The organism is Caballeronia sp. 11_S32, assembly GCF_056930355.1.
On record NZ_JBXOWH010000003.1, the window covers coordinates 167,540 to 190,721 of the forward strand.

Below are 23,182 nucleotides of genomic sequence, written 5' to 3' on the forward strand. Positions count from 1 at the left end.
CTTAACCACAGCCGATAAGCGTGAGCACTTGATAGTGTCGTGCGAAGCTCGAGAAAGGAGGTGATCCAGCCGCACCTTCCGATACGGCTACCTTGTTACGACTTCACCCCAGTCATGAATCCCACCGTGGTAAGCGCCCTCCTTGCGGTTAGGCTACCTACTTCTGGTGAAACCCACTCCCATGGTGTGACGGGCGGTGTGTACAAGACCCGGGAACGTATTCACCGCGGCATGCTGATCCGCGATTACTAGCGATTCCAGCTTCACGCAGTCGAGTTGCAGACTGCGATCCGGACTACGATCGGTTTTCTGGGATTGGCTCCACCTCGCGGCTTGGCAACCCTCTGTTCCGACCATTGTATGACGTGTGAAGCCCTACCCATAAGGGCCATGAGGACTTGACGTCATCCCCACCTTCCTCCGGTTTGTCACCGGCAGTCTCCTTAGAGTGCTCTTGCGTAGCAACTAAGGACAAGGGTTGCGCTCGTTGCGGGACTTAACCCAACATCTCACGACACGAGCTGACGACAGCCATGCAGCACCTGTGCGCCGGTTCTCTTTCGAGCACGTCCACCTCTCAGCAGACTTCCGGCCATGTCAAGGGTAGGTAAGGTTTTTCGCGTTGCATCGAATTAATCCACATCATCCACCGCTTGTGCGGGTCCCCGTCAATTCCTTTGAGTTTTAATCTTGCGACCGTACTCCCCAGGCGGTCAACTTCACGCGTTAGCTACGTTACTAAGGAAATGAATCCCCAACAACTAGTTGACATCGTTTAGGGCGTGGACTACCAGGGTATCTAATCCTGTTTGCTCCCCACGCTTTCGTGCATGAGCGTCAGTATTGGCCCAGGGGGCTGCCTTCGCCATCGGTATTCCTCCACATCTCTACGCATTTCACTGCTACACGTGGAATTCTACCCCCCTCTGCCATACTCAAAGCCTGCCAGTCACCAATGCAGTTCCCAGGTTAAGCCCGGGGATTTCACATCGGTCTTAACAGACCGCCTGCGCACGCTTTACGCCCAGTAATTCCGATTAACGCTCGCACCCTACGTATTACCGCGGCTGCTGGCACGTAGTTAGCCGGTGCTTATTCTTCCGGTACCGTCATCCTCCACCGATATTAGCGGCGAAGTTTTCTTTCCGGACAAAAGTGCTTTACAACCCGAAGGCCTTCTTCACACACGCGGCATTGCTGGATCAGGGTTGCCCCCATTGTCCAAAATTCCCCACTGCTGCCTCCCGTAGGAGTCTGGGCCGTGTCTCAGTCCCAGTGTGGCTGGTCGTCCTCTCAGACCAGCTACAGATCGTCGCCTTGGTAGGCCTTTACCCCACCAACTAGCTAATCTGCCATCGGCCGCCCCTATAGCGCGAGGTCCGAAGATCCCCCGCTTTCTCCCTTAGGTCGTATGCGGTATTAATCCGGCTTTCGCCGGGCTATCCCCCACTACAGGACACGTTCCGATGTATTACTCACCCGTTCGCCACTCGCCACCAGGGTTGCCCCCGTGCTGCCGTTCGACTTGCATGTGTAAGGCATGCCGCCAGCGTTCAATCTGAGCCAGGATCAAACTCTTCAGTTCAAACCTGTTACTGTTTTCGGGTTCCATGAACCCGGTCGCTCACTCAACGTACTGACGATGATTAATCTGTCCGAAGACAGAAAAACCTTCCTCTGATACTTCGTGTGAGACTCTTGATTACTTTTGCTATTGCCGAGATTCCGAAGAACCCCAGCCGCACTCGCCATCAAGCGCCCACACTTATCGGCTGTTAGTTTTTAAAGAGCACATCGCAAGGGCTTTGCTACCTGCCGTCTTGCGTCGCTGCGTTATCAGCAGCAGAGAGACGAGATTATGAAGAATCTTTTTCTCCTTGTCAACAGTCTTTTTCGCTTTCGCTTCAAAATCTGCCGACTTTGGAGACCGCCCGTTTCGTTGGCGGCCCTCGTCTTGCGACGAGGGGCTGAATATTAGGCGAAGCAAACGCGAATGACAAGGTGATGAAGCAAACTTTTTTCGCGCCGCTTCAATGCGTCGCTTTCGCCGCCGCGGAAACGAATTCCATCGGCACTGCCGCCGCCATCGCCGCATAGCCAGCGTCGCTCGGGTGGATGTGATCGCCGCTGTCGTATCGGCGCTGCAGCACGCTCGGGTGCGACGGATCCCGCAACGCCTGATCGAAATCGATCACCCCGTCGAACGCGCGGCTCGAGCGGATCGAATCGTTGACCGCCGTGCGGATCGCCTCGCGCTCCGGCGGCAGCGAAGCCGGCGTCAGCGTCGCGCCATATATCTTGATGCCCCGCTGATGCGCCTGCGCGATCAGCCGCTGGTAGCCGCGCACCAGCGCGTCGGCGTTGACCTCGGTGTGCGGCGCGTCGCAATCGAGCCCGGCGTGCGCGGGCATCGCCATGAAATTGATGTCGTTGATGCCGATCAGCACGATCACCGCGCGCACACCCGGCTGGCGCAGCGCGTCGCGTTCGAAGCGGCTCACCAGCGCCTCGCCATAGCACGGCGAATTGCTGAGCAGGCGATTGCCGCTGATCCCCGAATTCACGACGACCGTCCTCCCGCCGCTCTTGCGCGCGACCTGCTTCGCGAGTTCGTCGGGCCAGCGCCGGTTTGCGTTGATCGACGAACGCATGCCGTCGGTGATCGAATCGCCGATCGCGACCACGACTTGCGCGGACGGGCTCTCCACCGCGACGTTCGTCAGCCACGCATACTGGGTGAAGCGCGTGCGGAACGCGCCCGCCGACGCATCGCCAGTGTGGTCGCCCGGCGTCGAGACGTAATTCACCTGACTCGCCACGCGATGCCACGCCGCGAGCTTTTGCTCCGCCCCCATGAACATGCTGACCGCCACCGGCTGGAGCGCGTCGACGTCGAAGCTGACTGCATCGCTCGTGGCTTGCGCGCCCGGTGCGATCGTCACGCTCTTGTGGCCGCCGAACAGCACGGGCCGCGCGGTGCCGGCGCGAATCGCAGCGCTGCTGCCGCCCACGGCCCGCGCGACGCTCATCGACTCGACGACGAGCGGCACAGTCCCATACAGATTGCTGATCCGCAGACGCATGCGCTTGCCGTCCAGTTGCGGATAAATCAGTTGGCGGACGGTGCGCCCCGCGACATCCGGCGCACGATACAGCGGCGGCAGGTTCGCGAGTTGCGGAATCGATTGCAGCGCGGTGCCCCACGCGCTGACCCATTGTTCGTTGGCGGGCGCGTCGGTGGTTTCGGCTGCCAACGCGTGCGGCGCGAAATTGAACTGCGCGACAAACGCGGCCGCGCAGATCGCGGCAAAAACTCGGAGTTTCATTCGGCGATGGCGTTGGGAAAAGGCTCGATTGTGCCTGAAGTGTCATAGGCGCCGCGCCGCTCGTCGCCCGAAACGCGAACAAGCCGCAGCGGCGCGCTCGAAATGGGCTCACAATGCAGCCAATTTCATTTCTCGCCGGCCGCGACGGCCCGCGTGTCGAGCCTTCATATAGATATGCAACCGAAAAGCACCGCACCGCAACGACTGACCTGGGACGAAGACGGCGAGAGCCGCTCCGCCCGCTGGCGATCGGAAAGCGGCAATCCGGCACCGAAGCGCGTCGTCATCGGTCACGATCAGATGACAGCCGATCACGCCTACCGGCTCGCGTGCGAAGGCACGGCGATCCTCTGGCGCGGCGATTTCCAGAACGCCCGGCAGCTTCTGCAGGCGATGGCGCGCCGCATCGACAACAAGCCGCGCAAATCGAAGAAGCCCGCGACGGAGACATCGCCCATCGACGCCTTCAATCTCCACCGGCTCGCGCAATCGCAGCGTGCGCGCACCCTCGCGATGCTGGTGCTTCCGCTCGGCGAACACTATGCGATCCCGCTGCGCCGCGCGCCGAATGTGCGCCAGGCCTGCGAGGAAGCGTACGGGCCGCCGGACGAAGCGTCGGTCGTATCCTTGCGCGAGGTGCTGGGTCTGATCGGCGCGCACGAGTGGCGCAAGAAGGGTGTCGAAATCGGCGCGGTCGGCGGAAAGATCCATCCTTATTACGGCGTGTTCTCGCCGGTTCGGGGCGAATACATCGATCTCATCGCGAATCAGCCGCTGCCGTCGCGCGAGCTGGCGTTCGATATCGGCACCGGAACCGGCGTGCTCGCGGCCGTGCTCGCGCGGCGCGGCGTCGAGCGGATCGTTGCGACGGATGTCGACGTCCGCGCGCTCGCCTGCGCGCGGGAGAACATCGGGCGGCTCGGGCTCGGGCGGCAAGTCGAGATCGTCGAAGCGGATATGTTTCCGGAAGGCCGCGCGCCCCTGATTATCTGCAATCCGCCGTGGCTGCCGGCGCGGCCAAGCGCGGCGATCGAGCACGCCATCTACGATCCGGACAGCCGCATGCTGCGTGGTTTTCTCGATGGCCTCGCCGCTCATCTGACGCCGGGCGGCGAAGGCTGGCTCATTCTGTCGGACTTCGCGGAACATCTCGGCCTGCGCACGCGCGCGCAGTTGCAGGAATGGATCGACAAGGCCGGTCTGAAGGTGGATGGGCGAATCGACATCAGGCCGCATCATCCGCGCGCAGCCGACAAGACCGATCCGCTGCACGCCGCGCGCTCGGCGGAAGTGACGTCGCTGTGGCGGCTCGTCGCCGCGTAAATCTTTCTCAGGCGCGTTTGGCGAGCCACGCGAGCGCGCCCTCGCCGGCGACGAGGCCGCTCGCGAAGCACGCCGTCAGCAAATAACCGCCGGTCGGCGCTTCCCAGTCGAGCATTTCGCCCGCGCAGAACACGCCGGGAAGCGCGTTCAACATCGAATGCGCGTCGAGCGCCTCGAATTCGATGCCGCCCGCGCTGCTGATGACCTCCGCGATCGGCCGCGGACGCAGCAAGCGTAGCGGCAGCGCCTTGATGCGCGCGGCGAGCGTGTCGAGATCGGCGAATTCTTCCTTGCTCAGGCACTCGCGCAACAGGCCCGCTTTCACGCCCGTCAGATGCAGACGGCTCTGCAGATGACTCGAAAGCGATCGCGCCCCGCGCGGATGCAGCACCTCGTCGCGCACGCGCTCGGTGGAAAGTTGCGGCGCGAGGTCCAACAGGATCGTCGCGCCAGCGCCGCCGCTTTCGATGATCCGATCGCGAATCGGTGCGGACAGCGCATAGATCAGACTGCCTTCGATACCCTGATCGGTGATCAGACATTCGCCGATGCGCCATTCGAGCGCGCCGTCCGTGCGCGGCACGCCGATCGCCACGGATTTGAGCGGCTCGCCGGCGAAGCGGCTGCTGAAATGCTCGCTCCAGCCGACATCGAAGCCGCAATTGGACGGCACGAATGGCCGCACGGCCACGCCTCGCGCCGCGAGAATCGGGAGCGCGCCGCCGTCCGAGCCGAGCTGCGGCCAGCTCGCGCCGCCGAGCGCGAGCACGAGCGCGTCGTGCCGGACGCGCTTTTCCCCCGATGGCGTCGCGAAACGCGATATCGACGTGTCTTCATCCGCCCAGCCCAGCCAGCGATGCCGCATATGGAACGTCACGCCCGACGCGCGCAGCCGATGCAGCCACGCCCGCAACATCGGCGCGGCTTTCATGTCGGTGGGAAACACGCGGCCCGAGCTGCCGACGAACGTTTCAACGCCCAGCCCGTGCACCCAGTTTCGCAACGCGTTCGAATCGAAGCGCGCGAGCAGCGGCGCGATGTTCGCGCTCCGTGCGCCATAGCGTGCGAGAAAGGCGTCCGCGGGTTCGGAATGCGTGAGATTCATGCCGCCCTTGCCGGCCATCAGGAATTTGCGGCCGACGGAAGGCATCGCGTCGAAGACATCGACGCGCGCACCGCCCGCCGCGATGGCTTCCGCGGCCATGAGCCCGGCCGGCCCTCCGCCGACGACCGCAATTCTCACCGATTCGATGTTTTCAACTGACGACATGCCTGAATACCAGCAACAGAACGGAGCGACATTGTCGCATCGCCCGTCGCCGCGCCGGTCGCATAGGGCGCGAGGCCGATGAAAAGCCTTGCAGACGCGTCGTAGGTCATTAAATAACAAAAAAGAATTTGGTCGGCCGCGCTCGGGCCAGTACGATCCCGCGATTCGTTGCCTCAACAACTTTTTACCGAACTCGTCCGATCATGTCCGTTTCTCTCGCGCCCGACCGTGCTTCCACCCGGGCCGCCGCCAGCGATCCGCGTCCCGTCATCAAGAGCGCCGCCGATGTCTCCAGTCTCGTCAATCGCGGCGCGGCGATCGGCAGCGATGCGCGCGTCGTCGTCGCCATCGCGCTCGGCGGGATCTTCCTCGATGCCTACGATCTCGGCGCGCTCGCGTTCGGCATGAAGGACATTGCCCGCGAGTTTTCGCTGACGCCGACGGGCACAGGCTTCGTCGCGGCGGCAATCACGTTCGGCGCGATCATCGGCGCGTTTCTCGGCGGCTATCTCACCGACAAGGTCGGCCGCTACCGCGTGTTCATGGCCGACATGTTCTTCTTCGTCGTCGCGGCGATCGCCTGCGCGCTCGCGCCCAATGCGTGGGTGCTCGGCGGTGCGCGCTTCGTGATGGGTCTCGGTGTCGGCATCGACCTGCCCGTCGCGATGGCCTTTCTCGCCGAGTTTTCGCGTCTGCAAGGGCGCGGCAACAAAGCGGCGCGCGTCGCGATGTGGTGTCCGGTCTGGTACGCGGCGATCAGCGTTTCATATTTGCTCGTGCTCGGTCTGTACGCGGTCTTGCCCGAGCACAACGCCGGCTGGCTCTGGCGGCTGATTCTCGGCTTCGGCGCCGTTCCGGCGATCGCGATCATCGCGATCCGCAGCCGCTACATGAGCGAATCGCCGGTCTGGGCGGCGAATCAGGGCGATCTCAAGGGCGCGGCGGCGATTCTCAAGCGCTCCTATGGCATCGATGCCCGCGTCGATGAAACCGCCGTCGCCGCACCGAAGACGCGTCGCGCGACGTGGGGCAACTATGGCGCGCTGCTGCGCGGCGTGTATCTGCGGCGGACCGTGCTCGCGACCGTCATCGCGATCGCGTCGTCGTTCGCGTATAACGCCGTCGCGTTCGGTCTGCCGGTGATCATCTCGAGCTTTCTCGCGCAGTCGATGCTCACCACGATTCTCGCGTCGCTCGCGCTGAACCTCTGCTTCGCGTTCGCGGGCGGGCTGTTCTCCGTGCGCACGGTGCCCAAATACGGCGCGTGGAAGCTGTCGGTCGTCGGCTACGCGTTTCAGCTGGCCGCGCTGATCGGGCTCGCGATCGTCGGGAAACCGTCGACGGGCGCCGAAGTCGTCATCGCGATTGCATTTCTCGCCGCGTTCCTGCTCGGTCAGGGCGTCGGGCCCGGCTCGCACAGCATGACGTTCGCGTCGCTTAGCTATCCGACTTCGCTGCGCGGCGTGGGCGTCGGCTTCAATCAGACGCTGATGCGCGCAAGCTCGACCGTTTCGCTGTTCCTGTTCCCCGTTCTGTCGGCGGCGCTCGGCACGAAAGTGTTCTGGATCATCGCCGTCGCGCCGCTCGCCGGGCTCGTCGCGCTGCTCGCGGTGCGCTGGGAACCGTCGGGCTACGATGTCGATGCGGAAGATTTCGCTGTCCAGCAAAAGGGCTGAACGCCCGCTGTTTCCCTGACACCCTCCCTTTCGGAGCGGCGGCGGTCGATCGCCGCTCCTTCGCTGTCCTCTCGCCGTCCGGCACATCTCCCTCGTCTGCACTAGATTAAAGAGCGCGCGACGCGATCCGCCTTTCGCGCCGCATGCGTAATTACCCGAGTGCATCTCGAAAATCTATTTACCGACCGTCCGGTCGGTTTATAATCGCCGGACAGCGACCATCCAAGAGCGAGTGCCGCCATGTACACCCAATCCCTCGACCTCCCGAGCCCCACGCAAGCAGCCGACGCTTCCGCACCGGCGTCCACTCCCGAGCAAACCCGCTTCGACGCGGTGATGCAGGCCGACGGCAAGATCGAGCCGCAGGACTGGATGCCCGAGGCGTATCGCAAGACGCTGGTGCGCCAGATCTCGCAGCACGCGCATTCGGAGATCATCGGCATGCAGCCCGAAGGCAACTGGATCAGCCGCGCCCCGAGCCTGAAGCGCAAGGCGATTCTGCTCGCCAAAGTGCAGGACGAAGGCGGCCACGGTTTGTATCTCTACAGCGCCGCCGAAACGCTCGGCGTCTCGCGCGATCAACTGGTCGCGGCGCTGCACGCCGGCAAGGCCAAGTATTCGAGCATCTTCAACTACCCGACGCCCACCTGGGCCGATGTCGGCGTGATCGGCTGGCTGGTCGATGGCGCCGCGATCATGAATCAGATCCCGCTGTGCCGCTGCACCTACGGGCCGTATGCCCGCGCGATGATCCGCATCTGCAAGGAAGAGTCATTCCATCAGCGCCAGGGTTTCGATGCACTGCTCGCGATGATGAAGGGCACGCAGGCGCAGAAGGATCTCGTGCAACAGGCGGTGAACCGCTGGTGGTGGCCGGTGCTGATGATGTTCGGCCCGAGCGACAAGGATTCGATCCACAGCGGCCAGTCGTTCGCGTGGGGCATCAAGCGCATTTCCAACGATGACCTGCGCCAGAAGTTCGTCGATGCCACGGTCGAGCAGGCGAAGATTCTGGGCGTCACGCTGCCCGATGCGGACCTGAAGTGGAACGACGAGCGCAAGGCCCACGACTACGGCCAGATCGATTGGGACGAGTTCTGGCGCGTGGTCAACGGCGACGGCCCGTGCAACAAGGAGCGCCTCGCCACGCGCGTGAAGGCGCACGACGAGGGCGCATGGGTGCGCGAAGCGGCGCTGGCGCATGCGGAAAAACAGAAGGCGCGCTTGCACAAGCAAGCGGCGTGAAGGGATCAAGGAGATATCGACGATGAACAAGGAATGGCCGATCTGGGAAGTGTTCGTGCGCAGCAAGCAGGGACTCGATCACAAGCACTGCGGCAGCTTGCACGCGCCGGACGCGAGCGGCGCATTGCGCATGGCGCGCGACGTGTACACGCGGCGTCAGGAAGGCGTGAGCATCTGGGTGGTGCCGTCGGCGGCGATCACTGCATCGGACCCGGCGGACAAGGGTGAATTGTTCGAGCCGGCGGGCGACAAGATCTATCGGCATCCGACGTTCTTCGTGCTGCCCGACGAAATCAATCACATGTAAGGGGCAGGCGATATGACGAAGGAACATCTCGCCTACGTGCTGCGTCTTGCCGATAACGCCTTGATCCTCGGTCAGCGCAATGCCGAATGGTGCAGCCACGGCCCGGCGCTGGAAGAAGACATCGCGCTGGCGAACATCAGTCTCGATCTGATCGGTCAGGCGCGACTGCTGTATACGCACGCGGCGACGCTCGACGCGGCGCTCAACGGCACGAAGAAGACCGAAGACGATTACGCGTACTTCCGCAGCGAGCGCGAATTCGCCAACTACACGATGGCGGAGCTGCCGCACTTCGGCCCGCTCGCGGGCACGACGCGCGCCGAGCGCGATTACGCGGTGACGATCGTGCGCAACTTCCTGTATTCGGCGCTGATGGTCGAAGTGTGGACCGCGCTGCAAGCCTCGAGCGATGCGCAACTCGCGGCGATCGCGGCGAAGTCGATCAAGGAGACGAGCTATCACCTGCATCACGCGCGCGACTGGCTGGTGCGTTTCGGCGATGGCACCGAGGAGTCGCACCGGCGTGCGCAAGCCGCGCTCGATTACCTGATGCCGTACACGCGCGAGTTCTTCGCGACCGATGCGATCGAACAGGCGGTCGCCGATGCGGGCATCGCGCCGCTCGCGAGCACGTTCGAAGCGGCGTGGCGTGAGCACGTGCAATCCGCGCTCGATGAAGCCACGCTCGTGGCGCCCGCCGAAGTGAAGCACATCACCACCGGCAAGCTGGGCGAGCACTCGGAGCACATGGGTTATCTGCTCGCCGAGATGCAGAGCCTGGCACGTCAACATCCGGGCGCGAGCTGGTAAATGCACACCATGCAAACGATGAACACGACGATCGAACGCGCGTGGCACGTGCTCGAAGCGGTGCCCGATCCGGAGATTCCGGTGGTATCGATTCGCGAGCTGGGCATTCTGCGCGATGTGCGCCACGGCGACGATGGCGTGCTCGAAGTGGTGATCACGCCGACGTACTCGGGATGTCCGGCGATGTCGCAGATCGCGGAGGACATCGCACAGGCGATCGACGGCGCGAAACTCGGCGCGCATCGCATCGAGACGGTCCTGGCGCCCGCATGGACGACCGACTGGATCACCGACGAAGCGCGCGAGAAGCTGCGCCGCTACGGCATCGCGCCGCCGACGGGCGCATGCGGCAGCGCGAGCGTCACGGCGCAAAAGCCGATCCGTTTCGTGCCCTACAAGAAAGAAGTCATCGCGTGCCCGCGCTGCGGCTCGACGCACACCGAGAAGCTGGCGCAGTTCGGCTCGACGGCGTGCAAGGCGCTGTATCGCTGCATCGATTGCCGCGAGCCGTTCGATTACTTCAAGCCGTACTGAACCGATTCAACCGAATCAACTGAAAGCGAGCCGAAAAACATGGCGACTCCGCAATTCCACCCGCTGCGCATCCGCGACGTGCGACCCGAAACCGCCGATGCGGTCACCGTATCGTTCGAGGTGCCGCCCGCATTGCGCGAGGCGTTTCGCTTCACGCAAGGCCAGTTCGTGACGCTCAAGACGCATATCGATGGTGAAGAGACGCGACGTTCCTATTCGATCTGCGTGGGCGTGACCGACTACGATCGCGACGGCGAATTGCGCATCGGCATCAAGCGCGTGCGCGGCGGGCGCTTCTCGAACTTCGCGTTCGACACCTTGCAGCCCGGCCATGAAATCGACGTGATGACACCCGATGGGCGCTTCTTCACGCACCTGAACGCGGATCACGCGAAGCATTACGTGGCGTTCTCGGGCGGCTCGGGCATTACGCCGGTGCTGGCGATCATCAAGACGACGCTGGACATGGAGCCGACGAGCCGCTTCACGCTCGTGTACGGCAATCGCAGCGTGGACGCGATCATGTTCGCCGAGGAGCTCGAGGATCTGAAGAATCGGTATATGGACCGGTTCTCGCTGTATCACGTGCTCTCCGATGATCTGCAGGATGTCGAGTTGTTCAACGGCGTGCTGGATCAGGAGAAATGCAAGGCGTTTCTGGAAACCTTGCTCTCGCCCGAAGAGATCGACGAAGCGTTCATCTGCGGCCCCGGCCCGATGATGGATGCAGCCGAAGCGGCATTGAAGGATTCGGGCGTTGCACCGAAGCAGATTCACGTCGAGCGCTTCGGCTCACCGCTGCCGCAAGCGGGCGTGCCGCCGATCGAGATCACGGAGAACACGCCGGCGGCGGATCTGGAGCTGATCATCGATGGCAAGAAGCGCAAGCTGCGCCTGCCGTATGAAGGCATGAGCGTGCTCGATGTCGGCCTGAAGGCCGGACTTGCGCTGCCGTATGCCTGCAAGGGCGGTGTCTGCTGCACGTGCCGCGCGAAAGTGCTCGAAGGCGAAGTGAAGATGGAAAAGAACTACACGCTCGAACAACACGAGATCGATGACGGTTTCGTGCTGACCTGCCAGTGCCATCCGGTCAGCGAGCGCGTGGTCGTGAGTTACGACGAGCGCTAGGCCACAGCCCGCCGCCTTTCGATTCGCGTAAACTAGGACCGCTCACCCGAGCGGTCCTTTCGTCTTTCCGGCATGCCGACACCGATGAACACGATTTACGTCACGAATGGCGATTGCGCGGCCCAATCTCTCACCGAAGCGTTGCGGCGCGCCGAACGCAACGAGCGCGTCGTCGCACTGCGCGACGATCTCGCCGTCGGCCCGATCCGGGACATCGACGAATCGTCGCTCGCGCGCGCCGGGTTCTGGCGTCAGGTGCTGAACAGCGCCATCGACTTCGAAGACGAGCTGGAAGAACAGCAGGCGCTATTCGGCCAGCTCGCGCGCGGCGATGCGCAAATCGTCGTGTGGCACGGCCAGAGCGCGGCCGATCAGCTCACCTTGCGGCGCGTGGCCTATCACTTGCGCAACGCGCCGCAGCGGCTGAACGAGGCGAAGCTGTCCCACGACGACCTGACGATCGCGACCGACGGCAAGGACCCGGCTCACATCGGCCGGGCGGATCGCGCGACGGCCGTCGGCATGTTTTCGCCGAAGCAGCTTCTCGCGAAGCTGCCGACCGCTGCGCCGATTTCCGTGCTGCGCATCAGCCGGCTCGCGCTCGAATGGCAGGAGGCGAAGCACGCCAACGCCGAAACGCGGCGCCTGCGCGACAACATGCTCGTGTCGGGAACGTGGGTCGATGTCGACGAAGCACTGCTCGATCTCGCCAGCCCCGAATGGCAGCCGGCGCGCCAGATCGCCGGCGCCGCGATGGGTCAACGCTTCGATTTCATGCTCTCCGATTCCGTTGCTTTCTGGCGCTGTCGTGAACTGGTCACCGCGGGACGGCTTAAAATCCGTGGCACGCCGTCCGAGATCAGTCAGGCCGAGCTACGCCGCTAAATCTATAAGAACGTACTTTCGAACCCATGGCCCGTACCAAAGCGCCCGATCACGAGACGCAACGCGAACAGATCCTCGAACTCGCTGCCGCGAAATTCGCCCAGACGAGCTACCCCAGCACTTCGATGGCCGATCTCGCCGCCGCTAGCGGCACGTCGAAAGCCCGCCTCTATCACTATTACGAGAGCAAGGAAGCGATCCTCTTCGATCTGCTCGACCGCTACACCAAGCGGCTCATGCTGATCATCGCGGAAGTGGAAGGCGCGAGTCAGCGGCGCGGACTCGGCGAGCGCGAATCGTTCGCCGACCTCGTGCGTGCGTTTCTCGTCGAATACGAGACATCGCACAGCCGGCACGTCGCGCTGCTGAATGATGTGAAGTATCTCGAAGAGGCGCAGCGCGAGATCATCCTCGACCGTCAGCGCGATATCGTCGCGGCGTTCGCCCGTCAGCTCGCGCGGGCATACCCGAAGCGCGCGACGAAGGACAACCAGACCGCGCTCACGATGATGGTGTTCGGCATGATCAACTGGACCTTCACCTGGCTCAAGCCGGGCGGTCAGCTCGGCTACCGCGAGTTTGCTGAGCAGGTCGTCGACATGATCGAGAACGGCCTCAACCGCGACTAGTTCGATGCTGCAGAACAACAAGCCGTCCGGTCGGTGAATTGTTGTGTTTGCACAAATTCTTTAAGCTATTGATTTTTATAGAATTTAATCGTTTTCAATAGCTATTTAGAACGTCTCCCCTAGTGCATTTTAAGGGTTTTCCCGTACTCGCTTCTCCCGAATCGGCTAGAATTCGTTTTGCTTTGCAGCATGCTGCATGACGAATGAAGGAGGAACAACCGTGGAACTGACCATCAACCGCACTGCCGAGCAGATCATCGCGAGCGATCAGCCGCTCAAGGACGCGCGTATGCCGGCTCTAGTCCGCGAACTGTCCTCGGCAGATCGCGAACGTCTCCTCGCGCACTTTCTCGCGCTCGACGCAGACGACCGCCTCTTGCGCTTCGGGCAAGTGGTGCCGGACCACGTCATCGAGAACTACGTGCGCAACATCAACTTCTCGAACGACAAGGTTTTCGGCGTATTCGGCAGCGCGCTGGAACTGGTCGGCGTCGGCCACCTGGCCTATCTGCCCGCGGAAGGCGACAAGCGCACCGCCGAATTCGGCGTCTCCGTGCTCGAAAGCGCGCGTGGCCGTGGCGTCGGCACGAAGTTGTTCGAGCGCGCCGCCATCCGCAGCCGCAACACGCACGTGTCCGTCCTCTACATGCACTGCCTGTCGCGTAACGCGACGATGATGCACATCGCGAGGAAGTCGGGCATGAAGATCGAATACGCGTACGGCGAAGCGGACGCGTACCTTTCACTGGAACCGGCGGACCAGAGCAGCATCATGGCAGAAATGCTCCAGGAGCAAGCCGCCGTGTTCGACTACGCGATCAAGCGCCAGGCGCATCGCGCGTCGCAAGTTTTCCAGGCGTTCATGCCGACGGCGGACGCCGCATAGATTTCTCAGGACAGCGCGGGGTTTGCGCTGCGAGCGGGACCAGCACAATAAGGGCGGCTTCGACCGCCCTTTCTCTTTTTCGGGCTTCTCAGCGCGTCTCAGCGCAGCGGCAGAACCGTCGTCTCCTTGATGCGTTCCAGCGAAAAACTCGAGCGCACGTCGATTACCGACGGATGATGCAGCAGTTGATCCTGCACGAAGCGCGAGAAGTCATCCATGTCGCGCACCTGCACGCGCAGCAGAAAATCCATCTCGCCGGTCATCGCGTCGCAGGCGACCACTTCCGGCCACGAGCGGACCGCTTCGCGGAACAGATCGCCGTGCGTCGGCGCTTTCGGCGTGCCCGCCGCGGCCAGCATGCCGCCGCGCTTCTCCAGACGCACGTTGATGTAGGCAAGCAGGCCGAGCCCGAGTTTTTTCGCGTCAAGCAACGCGACATAGCCGCGAATCACGCCGGTCTCTTCCAGCCGCCGAATGCGCCGCAGACACGGACTCGGCGACAAATTCACCCGTTCCGCGATCTCCTGATTCGAAAGCCGTCCATTTTCCTGAAGAATGGCGAGAATTCTGCGGTCTATCGTGTCCAGTTCTGGCTCAGCCATTTTCTAACTCCAAATTGCTCGGTGTTGGCAACATCTTGCGCAATATTATGAATCCGCGATTTGTTTCGCAAGTTTTTGCCAGCACTGCCTGACTAAACTGTCTCCACGTCGCGCAAACGCGCCGCACCTAATCAGGAGACATGCATGACCGCAACGACCTGGGAGAATCCCGTCGGCACAGACGGCTTCGAATTCATCGAATACACCGCGCCGGACCCCGTCGCGCTCGGCAAGCTGTTCGAGCAAATGGGCTTCACCGCGATCGCGAAGCATCGCCACAAGGACGTGACGCTCTATCGCCAGGGCGAGATCAACTTCATCGTCAACGCCGAGCCGGATTCGTTCGCGCAGCGCTTCGCGCGCCTGCACGGGCCGTCGATTTGCGCGATCGCTTTCCGCGTCGCCGACGCCGCGAAGGCGTACAAGCGCGCCCTCGAACTCGGCGCGTGGGGCTTCGACAACAAGACCGGCCCGATGGAGCTGAACATTCCGGCGATCAAGGGCATCGGCGATTCGCTGATCTACTTCGTCGACCGCTGGCGCGGCAAGAACGGCGCGCAGCCTGGCAGCATCGGCGATATCAGTATCTATGACGTCGACTTCGAGCCGATTCCCGGTGCGGAGCAAAATCCGGTCGGCCACGGGCTCACCTACATCGATCATCTGACGCACAACGTGCACCGCGGCCGCATGGTCGAATGGGCGGAGTTTTATGAGCGTCTGTTCAACTTCCGCGAGATCCGCTACTTCGACATCGAAGGCAAGGTGACGGCGGTGAAATCGAAGGCGATGACGTCGCCGTGCGGCAAGATCCGCATCCCGATCAACGAGGAAGGCTCGGAAAACGCGGGCCAGATTCAGGAGTATCTGGACGCGTATCACGGCGAAGGCATCCAGCACATCGCACTCGGCTCGAGCGATATCTACAGCACGGTCGACGGCCTGCGCGGCGCGAAGATCGCGCTCCTGGACACCATCGACACGTATTACGAGCTCGTGGATCGCCGCGTGCCGGGGCATGTCGAATCAGTCGCGGAACTCAAAAAGCGCAAGATTTTGATCGACGGCACCAAGGACGAGATCCTGCTGCAGATCTTCACCGAAAACCAGATCGGCCCGATCTTCTTCGAGATCATCCAGCGCAAGGGCAATCAGGGCTTCGGCGAAGGCAACTTCAAGGCGCTGTTCGAATCGATCGAACTGGATCAGATGCGTCGCGGTGTCCTCAAGGACACGACCGCAAGCTAAAGCACCGCAATAAAGCACCGCAAACGCGGACGTTAAAAAGGGACATGGACCGCTAAGGTCCATGTCCCTTTGTTCATTCCGGCTGCCCGTTTCGTCGACGCGGACCGTGATGAGCGGGTCAGCCCGCCTTCTCGTCGTCGCTGCGATCCGATTCGCGGCGCTTCGCTGCGCCAGCCTGGACGGATTGAACGCGCACTTGCGCGACCTGTGCAACCGACGACGCCCCGAACTGCGACCCATTATTAGCCCGCGCACCGCCAACCGGCGCGCTGATGGCCAAAAAGGCCGCCGAAACCATCAAGAAATTCTGGATGTGGCGTTGTTTCATCGTTATCTCCTTCTAACTGCATGTGTACGGCTTGCTTTCGGAACCCAAAACGTGCACAAAAAGTTGGCACGGGAATTCCGGAAGCGCCATTTTAGACAGAGTTGAGCCGCAGGGTTCCCCGAATCGGTCGTATTTACACGCTGTAACAAAACCCTCTTGATGGCGGTCAAAATCGTCAAGGATCGGACGCAAAGCGGTATTAAGTGAGCAATTTTTAACGGGTTTGTACCAGTGCCTGAACCACGGTCGCCCCGGCAAACTGGACGTCCCGGCCTACGTGTTCACAAGACATCGCGGTCCGAAACATGCTTTGGTGATCCCAAACCTCGGGTGGAGGAAGACACATAATGAACGCCCCGCTAGATGCAGAACAAAGAGCTTCCCTAGAAGCCGCATTGAAATCCGTCACGCTGGACGACAAATACACGCTCGAACGCGGCCGCGCCTATATGAGCGGCATCCAGGCGCTGGTGCGCCTGCCGATGCTCCAGCAAGAGCGCGACAAGGCCGCCGGTCTCAATACGGCCGGATTCATCTCCGGCTATCGCGGTTCTCCCCTCGGCGGTCTCGACCAGTCACTCTGGAAGGCGAAAAAGCACCTCGCCGCGCATCAGGTCGTGTTTCAGCCGGGCGTGAACGAAGATCTCGCCGCGACCGCCGTGTGGGGCTCGCAGCAAGTCAACCTGTACCCGAGCGCCAAATACGACGGCGTGTTCTCCATGTGGTACGGCAAAGGCCCGGGCGTCGACCGTTCGGGCGATGTCTTCAAGCACGGCAATTCCGCCGGATCGGCGAAGCACGGCGGCGTTCTGGTGCTCGCGGGCGATGACCACGCCGCGAAATCATCGACGCTCGCGCATCAGTCGGAGCACATCTTCAAGGCGTGCGGCCTGCCGGTGCTGTTTCCGTCGAACGTGCAGGAATATCTCGATTTTGGCCTGCACGGCTGGGCGATGTCGCGCTACTCCGGCCTCTGGGTCGCGATGAAATGCGTGACGGATGTCGTGGAATCATCGGCTTCCGTGGATATCGATCCGCATCGCACGAAGATCGTGCTTCCCACCGATTTCACGATGCCCGATGGCGGCCTGAATATCCGCTGGCCGGATCCGCCGCTCGTGCAGGAAGCGCGTCTGCTCGACTACAAGTGGTATGCCGCGCTCGCCTACGTGCGCGCAAACAAGCTGGACCGCGTGGAAATCGATTCGCCGCACGCGCGCTTCGGCATCATGACCGGCGGCAAGGCCTACCTCGACGTGCGTCAGGCGCTGACCGATCTCGGTCTCGATGACGCGACGTGCTCGCAGATCGGCATCCGTCTCTACAAGGTCGGCTGCGTGTGGCCGCTCGAAGCGCAGGGCGCGCACGAATTCGCGCGCGGGCTCGAAGAGATTCTGGTCGTCGAGGAAAAGCGCCAGATTCTCGAATACGCGATCAAGGAAGAGTTGTACAACTGGCCCGATGCGCAGCGCCCGCGCGTCTACGGCAAGTTCGACGAAAAGGACGGCGCGGGCGGCGAATGGTCCGTGCCGATGGGCAACTGGCTCCTGCCCGCGCACTATGAGCTTTCGCCGGCGATCATCGCGAAGGCGATCGCCACGCGCCTCGAAAAATTCGATCTGCCCGCCGACGTGCGCGCGCGCATCGCCGCGCGGCTCGCGGTGATCGACGCGAAGGAGAAGTCGCTCGCGCGGCCGCGCGTCGAAGCGGAGCGCAAGCCGTGGTTCTGCTCGGGCTGCCCGCACAACACATCGACGAACGTGCCGGAAGGCTCGCGCGCGATGGCCGGCATCGGCTGTCACTACATGACGGTCTGGATGGACCGGAACACGAGCACGTTCAGCCAGATGGGCGGCGAAGGCGTCGCATGGGTCGGCCAGTCGCCGTTCTCGAACGACAAGCACGTGTTCGCCAATCTCGGCGACGGCACCTACTTCCACTCCGGCCTGCTCGCGATCCGCGCGGCGATCGCGGCGAAGGTGAACATCACCTACAAGATTCTCTACAACGATGCGGTCGCGATGACGGGCGGCCAGCCCGTCGACGGCGTGCTGACCGTGCCGCAGATCACGCATCAGCTGGCGGCGGAAGGCGCGGCTAAGATCGTCATCGTCACGGATCAGCCGGAGAAGTACGACGCGAACGTTGGCTTGGCGCCAGGAATCGAAGTTCATCATCGCGATGAACTCGACGACATTCAGCGCCAGTTGCGCGAAGTTGCGGGCACGTCGATCCTGATCTACGACCAGACTTGCGCCACCGAGAAGCGCCGTCGTCGCAAACGCGGCGCGTATCCCGATCCGGCGAAGCGCGTCGTGATCAACGAGGCGGTGTGCGAAGGCTGCGGCGATTGCTCGGTGAAGTCGAATTGCCTGTCGGTCGAGCCGCTTGAGACCGAGTTCGGCACGAAGCGGCAGATCAATCAGTCGACGTGCAACAAGGATTACTCGTGCCTGAATGGCTTCTGCCCGAGCTTCGTCACGGTGGAAGGCGGCCAGTTGAAGAAGCCGAAAGCGACGAGCGTCGAGAGCGATGCGATGCCGCCTGTGCCCGCGCCGGAGCTTCCGGACATCGGGCGGCCGTATGGCGTGCTGGTGACGGGGGTCGGCGGAACGGGCGTCGTGACGATCGGCGCGCTGCTCGGCATGGCGGCGCATCTGGAGCAGAAAGGCGTCACGGTGCTCGATGTCACCGGCCTCGCGCAAAAGGGCGGCGCCGTGATGAGCCACGTGCAGATCGCGAACCGCCCGGCCGATATCCACGCGACGCGCATCGCGATGGGTGAGGCGGATCTCGTCATCGGCTGCGATGCGATCGTTACCGCGAGCAATGAATGCGGCTCGCGGATGCAGCCGGATCATACGCGCGTCGTCGTGAACAGTGCGCAGACGCCCACCGCCGAGTTCATCAAGAACCCGAACTGGAGTTTTCCGGGCGCAAGCGCGGAGGCGGACATTCGCGCGGCGGCAGGCCAGCATGTCGCGCTCGTCGATGCGAACCGCTTCGCCGTCGCGCTAATGGGCGATGCGATCTATACGAATCCGTTCGTGCTCGGGTTCGCGTGGCAGAAGGGATGGGTGCCGTTGCTGCATGAATCGCTGGTGCGCGCGATCGAGCTGAATGGCGTGCAGGTCGAGAAGAATCTGGCGGCGTTCGAATGGGGACGGCGTGCGGCGCACGATCTTTCCGCCGTGACGCGGCTCGCTCACGGGACGCAGACACAAGAGGCGCCGAACAAGGTCATCGCGTTGCATACGCCGAAGGCCCTCGATGCGCTGATCGACAAGCGCCTCGACTATCTCGCGAAGTATCAGAACGCGGCTTACGCGGCGCGATATGGGCGGCAGGTTGCGGAAGTGCGCGCTGCCGAAGCGGGCCTCGGCATCGGCGACGGGCAATACGCGCTGACCGAAGCCGTTGCGAAGAATCTGCACAAACTGATGGCGTACAAGGACGAGTATGAAGTCGCGCGTCTTTATGCGGATCCGGTCTTCCTCGACAAGGTGAAGAACAGCTTCGAAGGGGACTGGAAGATCAAGCTGCATCTCGCGCCACCTTCTCTGTCACGGAAGGACGCGCACGGGCATCTGGTGAAGAAGCAGTACGGCCCGTGGATGATGTCGGCGATGCGCGTTTTGGCCCGGTTCAAATTCCTGCGCGGAACTGCGCTCGATCCGTTCGGGCGCACGGAAGAACGCAGGATGGAACGCGCGTTGATTTCCGAGTACGAGGCGCTGGTGAAGGAACTGATTGCCGGACTGACGGCGCAGAAGCTGCCGCTCGCGATCGAACTGGCGAGTCTGCCGGATTCGATGCGCGGTTACGGGCACGTCAAGGAAAACAACGTGAAGGCGGCGAAGATCAAGTGGAACGCGTTGCTTGCGCGGTGGAGAAGTAACGAGGGCGGGGAGAAGCGGCAAGTCGCCTGATTAACTTCGATCGACGTTGAAAGGCGGTTCGCGAAAGCGAACCGCTTTTTTATCAGCAGCGGAGAACTGCGTGGGTCACCTCTTGCCGTACATGGCGGCAATGAACCGCTGCGCCTCTTCGAGGCTCACCCGCTCGTAGTGCGCGGCGTAGTGCGCATATAGCAGCGGTGTTCCCTCGCGGTGAATTAACTTGACGACCAGCCGAAACAGCGTGCCGACCGGGTATTGCTGACGCATGCTCTTGCTGCACTCTACGCGAAGCGTGGTGCTAAAGCCTTGGCCCGGCAATGGGCGCACGCGGACGGATGAGGACGAGGTTTCTCCGTGCGCCCGGAATGTTTGAACGATTATCTCCACAGCAGCCGCTTGCTCATTTGATTCGGAATCCATATTAGAACACGACAGCGGCAGAAGAGATTTGACTCGCCAGGATAAAAAGCCCTTTCGCACCAACGGTCGTCCTGACATCGACGGGAACACTTGAATCCCTCGATACCTCAAAAATCGCCCTTCGTCGGCCCGAAAAAAAACGGCGACCCGGTCTCCCGAATCGCCGTTTCTCATCAGCGGGACTGCGCCTTACTTCGCCTTCACCCCCGCCCCCGCGCTCGCCAGCGCCGTCATATTGATGATCCGCCGCACGGTCGCAGCCGGCGTCAGAATATGCACCGGCTTCGACGCGCCCAGCAGGAACGGCCCGACGGTCACGCCTTCGCCGCTCACCATCTTGAGCAGGTTATAGGTGATGTTCGCCGCTTCCACGTTCGGCATAATGAGCAGATTCGCCTCGCCATGCAGCGTGGTGCCGGGGAATGCAGCCTTGCGGACAGTTTCGGAAAGCGCCGCATCGCCATGCATTTCACCGTCGATTTCCAGATGCGGCGCACGCTCCGCGATCAGCTTGCGCGCTTCCGCCATGCGCTTGCTCGACGAACTCGGCACGCTGCCAAAGTTCGAATTCGACACCAGCGCGACCTTCGGCTGGATGCCGAACCGCTCGATCTCCCGCGCCGCGAGAATCGTCATGTCGGCGAGCTGCTCGGGCGTCGGCGTTTCGTTCACGTACGTGTCGCTGATGAACAGGTTGCGCCCTTGCAGCATCAACAGGTTCATCGCCGCGAAGTTATTCGCGCCTTCGGCCTTGCCGAGCACCTGCTCGACGAACTTCAGATGATCCTGATACGTGTCGATGAGACCGCAGATCATGCCGTCCGCATCGCCCGTATGAACGAGGATCGCGCCGATCAGCGTGTTGAACTTGCGCAGCGCGGCCTTCGCGCCTTCGGGCGTCACGCCCTGACGCGCGGCGATCTCGTGGTACGCCTGCCAGCTCTTTTGATAACGCGGATCGTCTTCCGGATTCACGATCTCGAAATCGACGCCCGGCTTCAGCTTCGAGCCCATCTTCTGCAGACGCATCTCGACCACAGCCGGACGGCCGATGATGATCGGCTTCGCGATCTTCTCCAGCAGCACGAACTGCGCGGCGCGCAGCACGCGCTCGTCCTCGCCTTCCGCGAACGCGATGCGCGCGGGCGCCGCCTTCGCCGCCGCGAACACCGGGCGCATCACCATGCCCGTGCGATACACCGTAGCGCCTAGCGTCTCGCGATACGCGTCCATGTCCTTGATCGGACGCGTCGCCACGCCCGAATCCATCGCGGCTTGCGCGACAGCCGGCGCGATCTTGATGATCAGACGCGGATCGAACGGCTTCGGAATCAGATATTCCGGACCGAATTCCAGCGAATGGCCTTCGTAAGCCTTCGCGACTTCATCGCCCTGATCGGTTTCTTCCGCGAGCTCGGCGATCGCGCGCACGCACGCGAGTTTCATCTCTTCGGTGATCGTCGTCGCGCCCACATCCAGCGCGCCGCGGAAGATGAACGGGAAGCACAGCACGTTGTTGACCTGGTTCGGATAGTCCGAACGGCCCGTCGCGACGATGCAGTCCGGACGCACGCGCTTCGCTTCTTCCGGGCGGATTTCCGGTTCCGGATTCGCCAGCGCGAGAATCAGCGGCGTGTCGGCCATCGTCTCGACCATTTCGGCCTTGAGCACGCCCGCGCTCGAGCAGCCGAGGAACACGTCGCAGCCGTGCATGGCGTCGGCGAGCGTGCGCGCGTCGGTCGTCGCCTGATAGCGCTCCTTCGACGCATCCAGATTGCCGCGGCCTTCGTAGATCACGCCCTTCGAATCGATCACGAGCGTGTTCGACTTCTTCAAGCCGAGGTGGACGAGCAGATCCAGACCCGCGATCGCCGCCGCGCCCGCGCCGGAGCAGACGAGCTTCACTTCGTCCAGCTTCTTGCCAACCACTTTCAGGCCGTTGAGAATCGCCGCCGACGCGATGATCGCCGTACCGTGCTGATCGTCATGGAAAACGGGAATCTTCATGCGCTCGCGCAGCTTCTTCTCGATGTAGAAGCATTCCGGCGCCTTGATGTCTTCGAGGTTGATGCCGCCGAGCGTGGGTTCGAGCATCGCGATCGCATCGACGAGCTTGTCCGGGTCGGTTTCATCCAACTCGATATCGAACACGTCGATGCCCGCGAACTTCTTGAACAGACACCCCTTGCCTTCCATCACCGGCTTCGCGGCGAGCGGCCCGATGTTGCCGAGGCCCAGCACGGCCGTGCCGTTCGTCACGACGCCCACGAGGTTCGCGCGCGACGTGTACTTCTGCGCGTCGAGCGGCTCGTCGTAGATCGCCATGCACGCGGCCGCGACGCCCGGCGAATACGCGAGCGAGAGGTCGAGCTGGTTCGAAAGGGGTTTGGTCGGCGTGACCGAAATCTTGCCGGGACGGGGATTCTGGTGATACGCGAGGGCGCTTTGCTTCAGTTGTTCGTCCATGATTGACCTGAGACGTTTGGGAATTATTTGAACAGGGTTCACACTGCCGTCGACCGTGCTGCAATGAATACGGAAATGTGAATCGATGGACCAAGTTCCAATTGCTCGACGCGTCGGATGGACGCAACGTGCCGCTCGCACGGATGACGCGAGCGGACGGAGCTGTTGTTCTTTTTTGGGACAGTCAGTGTACACCGCGC

The 23,182-nt window shown here is 62.4% G+C and carries 18 protein-coding genes and 1 rRNA gene; 12 read left to right on the plus strand and 7 right to left on the minus strand.

Features of this window, described 5'->3' with window-relative positions; translation table 11 throughout:
• Positions 1-53 precede the first annotated feature (53 nt).
• Both AC1Z32_RS12320 and AC1Z32_RS12325 read right to left on the minus strand, forming a co-directional pair.
• Positions 54-1,585, minus strand: a 16S ribosomal RNA gene (locus tag AC1Z32_RS12320).
• A 445-nt stretch (positions 1,586-2,030) separates the two neighbouring features.
• A complete protein-coding gene (locus AC1Z32_RS12325) occupies positions 2,031-3,326 on the minus strand; it encodes an SGNH/GDSL hydrolase family protein (RefSeq protein WP_483478935.1) in 1,296 nt (431 codons plus the stop codon).
• A gap of 174 nt (positions 3,327-3,500) precedes the next feature.
• Here AC1Z32_RS12325 and AC1Z32_RS12330 point away from each other — a divergent pair, with 174 nt between their 5' ends.
• Complete coding sequence (locus AC1Z32_RS12330) at positions 3,501-4,649, plus strand: methyltransferase (protein WP_483478936.1); 1,149 nt, start codon at positions 3,501-3,503, stop codon at positions 4,647-4,649.
• A gap of 7 nt (positions 4,650-4,656) precedes the next feature.
• Here AC1Z32_RS12330 and AC1Z32_RS12335 read toward each other — a convergent pair whose 3' ends face one another.
• Entirely contained in the window at positions 4,657-5,919 is a 1,263-nt protein-coding gene (locus AC1Z32_RS12335) for a TIGR03862 family flavoprotein (protein ID WP_483478937.1), read from the minus strand.
• A 203-nt stretch (positions 5,920-6,122) separates the two neighbouring features.
• Here AC1Z32_RS12335 and AC1Z32_RS12340 point away from each other — a divergent pair, with 203 nt between their 5' ends.
• The 9 genes from AC1Z32_RS12340 (at position 6,123) to AC1Z32_RS12380 (ending at position 14,019) form a co-directional block, all read left to right on the plus strand.
• Positions 6,123-7,595 carry an MFS transporter gene (locus AC1Z32_RS12340; protein WP_483478938.1) on the plus strand — a complete coding sequence of 491 codons (1,473 nt, stop codon included), beginning with the start codon at positions 6,123-6,125 and terminating at the stop codon, positions 7,593-7,595.
• A 240-nt stretch (positions 7,596-7,835) separates the two neighbouring features.
• Entirely contained in the window at positions 7,836-8,840 is a 1,005-nt protein-coding gene (paaA, locus tag AC1Z32_RS12345; RefSeq protein WP_483478939.1) for a 1,2-phenylacetyl-CoA epoxidase subunit PaaA, read from the plus strand.
• Between the two features lie 22 nt (positions 8,841-8,862).
• On the plus strand, positions 8,863-9,147 hold the full coding sequence (gene paaB / locus AC1Z32_RS12350) for a 1,2-phenylacetyl-CoA epoxidase subunit PaaB (protein ID WP_062613098.1): 285 nt from the start codon (positions 8,863-8,865) through the stop codon (positions 9,145-9,147).
• A gap of 12 nt (positions 9,148-9,159) precedes the next feature.
• Complete coding sequence (gene paaC / locus AC1Z32_RS12355; RefSeq protein ID WP_483478940.1) at positions 9,160-9,957, plus strand: 1,2-phenylacetyl-CoA epoxidase subunit PaaC; 798 nt, start codon at positions 9,160-9,162, stop codon at positions 9,955-9,957.
• Between the two features lie 9 nt (positions 9,958-9,966).
• Complete coding sequence (gene paaD, locus AC1Z32_RS12360) at positions 9,967-10,491, plus strand: 1,2-phenylacetyl-CoA epoxidase subunit PaaD (RefSeq protein ID WP_483481614.1); 525 nt, start codon at positions 9,967-9,969, stop codon at positions 10,489-10,491.
• 39 nt (positions 10,492-10,530) lie between these two features.
• Entirely contained in the window at positions 10,531-11,619 is a 1,089-nt protein-coding gene (paaE, locus tag AC1Z32_RS12365) for a 1,2-phenylacetyl-CoA epoxidase subunit PaaE (RefSeq protein ID WP_483478941.1), read from the plus strand.
• A gap of 84 nt (positions 11,620-11,703) precedes the next feature.
• Complete coding sequence (locus tag AC1Z32_RS12370) at positions 11,704-12,504, plus strand: DUF1835 domain-containing protein (RefSeq protein WP_483478942.1); 801 nt, start codon at positions 11,704-11,706, stop codon at positions 12,502-12,504.
• A gap of 26 nt (positions 12,505-12,530) precedes the next feature.
• Positions 12,531-13,133 (plus strand): TetR/AcrR family transcriptional regulator, encoded by a 603-nt coding sequence (locus AC1Z32_RS12375; protein ID WP_483478943.1) that lies wholly within the window; start codon positions 12,531-12,533, stop codon positions 13,131-13,133.
• Positions 13,134-13,422: 289 nt separating this feature from the next.
• On the plus strand, positions 13,423-14,019 hold the full coding sequence (locus AC1Z32_RS12380; RefSeq protein ID WP_483481615.1) for a GNAT family N-acetyltransferase: 597 nt from the start codon (positions 13,423-13,425) through the stop codon (positions 14,017-14,019).
• Positions 14,020-14,117: 98 nt separating this feature from the next.
• Here the strand turns inward: AC1Z32_RS12380 and AC1Z32_RS12385 are convergent, their stop codons facing one another.
• A complete protein-coding gene (locus AC1Z32_RS12385) occupies positions 14,118-14,621 on the minus strand; it encodes an Lrp/AsnC family transcriptional regulator (protein ID WP_483478944.1) in 504 nt (167 codons plus the stop codon).
• Positions 14,622-14,765: 144 nt separating this feature from the next.
• Between AC1Z32_RS12385 and hppD the strand changes: the two genes are divergently transcribed.
• Complete coding sequence (gene hppD, locus AC1Z32_RS12390) at positions 14,766-15,869, plus strand: 4-hydroxyphenylpyruvate dioxygenase (RefSeq protein ID WP_062611401.1); 1,104 nt, start codon at positions 14,766-14,768, stop codon at positions 15,867-15,869.
• A gap of 118 nt (positions 15,870-15,987) precedes the next feature.
• Here hppD and AC1Z32_RS12395 read toward each other — a convergent pair whose 3' ends face one another.
• The gene (locus tag AC1Z32_RS12395; protein ID WP_483478945.1) at positions 15,988-16,197 is read right to left on the minus strand and encodes a hypothetical protein; all 210 of its coding nucleotides are present in this window, start codon (positions 16,195-16,197) and stop codon (positions 15,988-15,990) included.
• A gap of 347 nt (positions 16,198-16,544) precedes the next feature.
• On the opposite strand from AC1Z32_RS12395, the gene AC1Z32_RS12400 reads away from it, so the two are divergent.
• Positions 16,545-20,126 (plus strand): indolepyruvate ferredoxin oxidoreductase family protein, encoded by a 3,582-nt coding sequence (locus AC1Z32_RS12400; protein ID WP_483478946.1) that lies wholly within the window; start codon positions 16,545-16,547, stop codon positions 20,124-20,126.
• A 75-nt stretch (positions 20,127-20,201) separates the two neighbouring features.
• On the opposite strand, the gene AC1Z32_RS12405 is transcribed toward AC1Z32_RS12400, so the two are convergent.
• Positions 20,202-20,363 carry a hypothetical protein gene (locus AC1Z32_RS12405; RefSeq protein WP_483478947.1) on the minus strand — a complete coding sequence of 54 codons (162 nt, stop codon included), beginning with the start codon at positions 20,361-20,363 and terminating at the stop codon, positions 20,202-20,204.
• 342 nt (positions 20,364-20,705) lie between these two features.
• Positions 20,706-22,982, minus strand: a complete 2,277-nt coding sequence (locus AC1Z32_RS12410; RefSeq protein WP_483478948.1) for an NADP-dependent malic enzyme — start codon at positions 22,980-22,982, stop codon at positions 20,706-20,708.
• Positions 22,983-23,182 lie beyond the last annotated feature (200 nt).

Bases quoted from the DNA above. Each gene is read 5' to 3' on its own strand.
- AC1Z32_RS12325 (WP_483478935.1), bottom strand. From the start codon at position 3,326: ATGAAACTCCGAGTTTTTGCCGCGATCTGCGCGGCCGCGTTTGTCGCG.
- AC1Z32_RS12330 (WP_483478936.1), top strand. From the start codon at position 3,501: ATGCAACCGAAAAGCACCGCACCGCAACGACTGACCTGGGACGAAGAC.
- AC1Z32_RS12335 (WP_483478937.1), bottom strand. From the start codon at position 5,919: ATGTCGTCAGTTGAAAACATCGAATCGGTGAGAATTGCGGTCGTCGGC.
- AC1Z32_RS12340 (WP_483478938.1), top strand. From the start codon at position 6,123: ATGTCCGTTTCTCTCGCGCCCGACCGTGCTTCCACCCGGGCCGCCGCC.
- paaA (WP_483478939.1), top strand. From the start codon at position 7,836: ATGTACACCCAATCCCTCGACCTCCCGAGCCCCACGCAAGCAGCCGAC.
- paaB (WP_062613098.1), top strand. From the start codon at position 8,863: ATGAACAAGGAATGGCCGATCTGGGAAGTGTTCGTGCGCAGCAAGCAG.
- paaC (WP_483478940.1), top strand. From the start codon at position 9,160: ATGACGAAGGAACATCTCGCCTACGTGCTGCGTCTTGCCGATAACGCC.
- paaD (WP_483481614.1), top strand. From the start codon at position 9,967: ATGCAAACGATGAACACGACGATCGAACGCGCGTGGCACGTGCTCGAA.
- paaE (WP_483478941.1), top strand. From the start codon at position 10,531: ATGGCGACTCCGCAATTCCACCCGCTGCGCATCCGCGACGTGCGACCC.
- AC1Z32_RS12370 (WP_483478942.1), top strand. From the start codon at position 11,704: ATGAACACGATTTACGTCACGAATGGCGATTGCGCGGCCCAATCTCTC.
- AC1Z32_RS12375 (WP_483478943.1), top strand. From the start codon at position 12,531: ATGGCCCGTACCAAAGCGCCCGATCACGAGACGCAACGCGAACAGATC.
- AC1Z32_RS12380 (WP_483481615.1), top strand. From the start codon at position 13,423: ATGCCGGCTCTAGTCCGCGAACTGTCCTCGGCAGATCGCGAACGTCTC.
- AC1Z32_RS12385 (WP_483478944.1), bottom strand. From the start codon at position 14,621: ATGGCTGAGCCAGAACTGGACACGATAGACCGCAGAATTCTCGCCATT.
- hppD (WP_062611401.1), top strand. From the start codon at position 14,766: ATGACCGCAACGACCTGGGAGAATCCCGTCGGCACAGACGGCTTCGAA.
- AC1Z32_RS12395 (WP_483478945.1), bottom strand. From the start codon at position 16,197: ATGAAACAACGCCACATCCAGAATTTCTTGATGGTTTCGGCGGCCTTT.
- AC1Z32_RS12400 (WP_483478946.1), top strand. From the start codon at position 16,545: ATGAACGCCCCGCTAGATGCAGAACAAAGAGCTTCCCTAGAAGCCGCA.
- AC1Z32_RS12405 (WP_483478947.1), bottom strand. From the start codon at position 20,363: ATGCGTCAGCAATACCCGGTCGGCACGCTGTTTCGGCTGGTCGTCAAG.
- AC1Z32_RS12410 (WP_483478948.1), bottom strand. From the start codon at position 22,982: ATGGACGAACAACTGAAGCAAAGCGCCCTCGCGTATCACCAGAATCCC.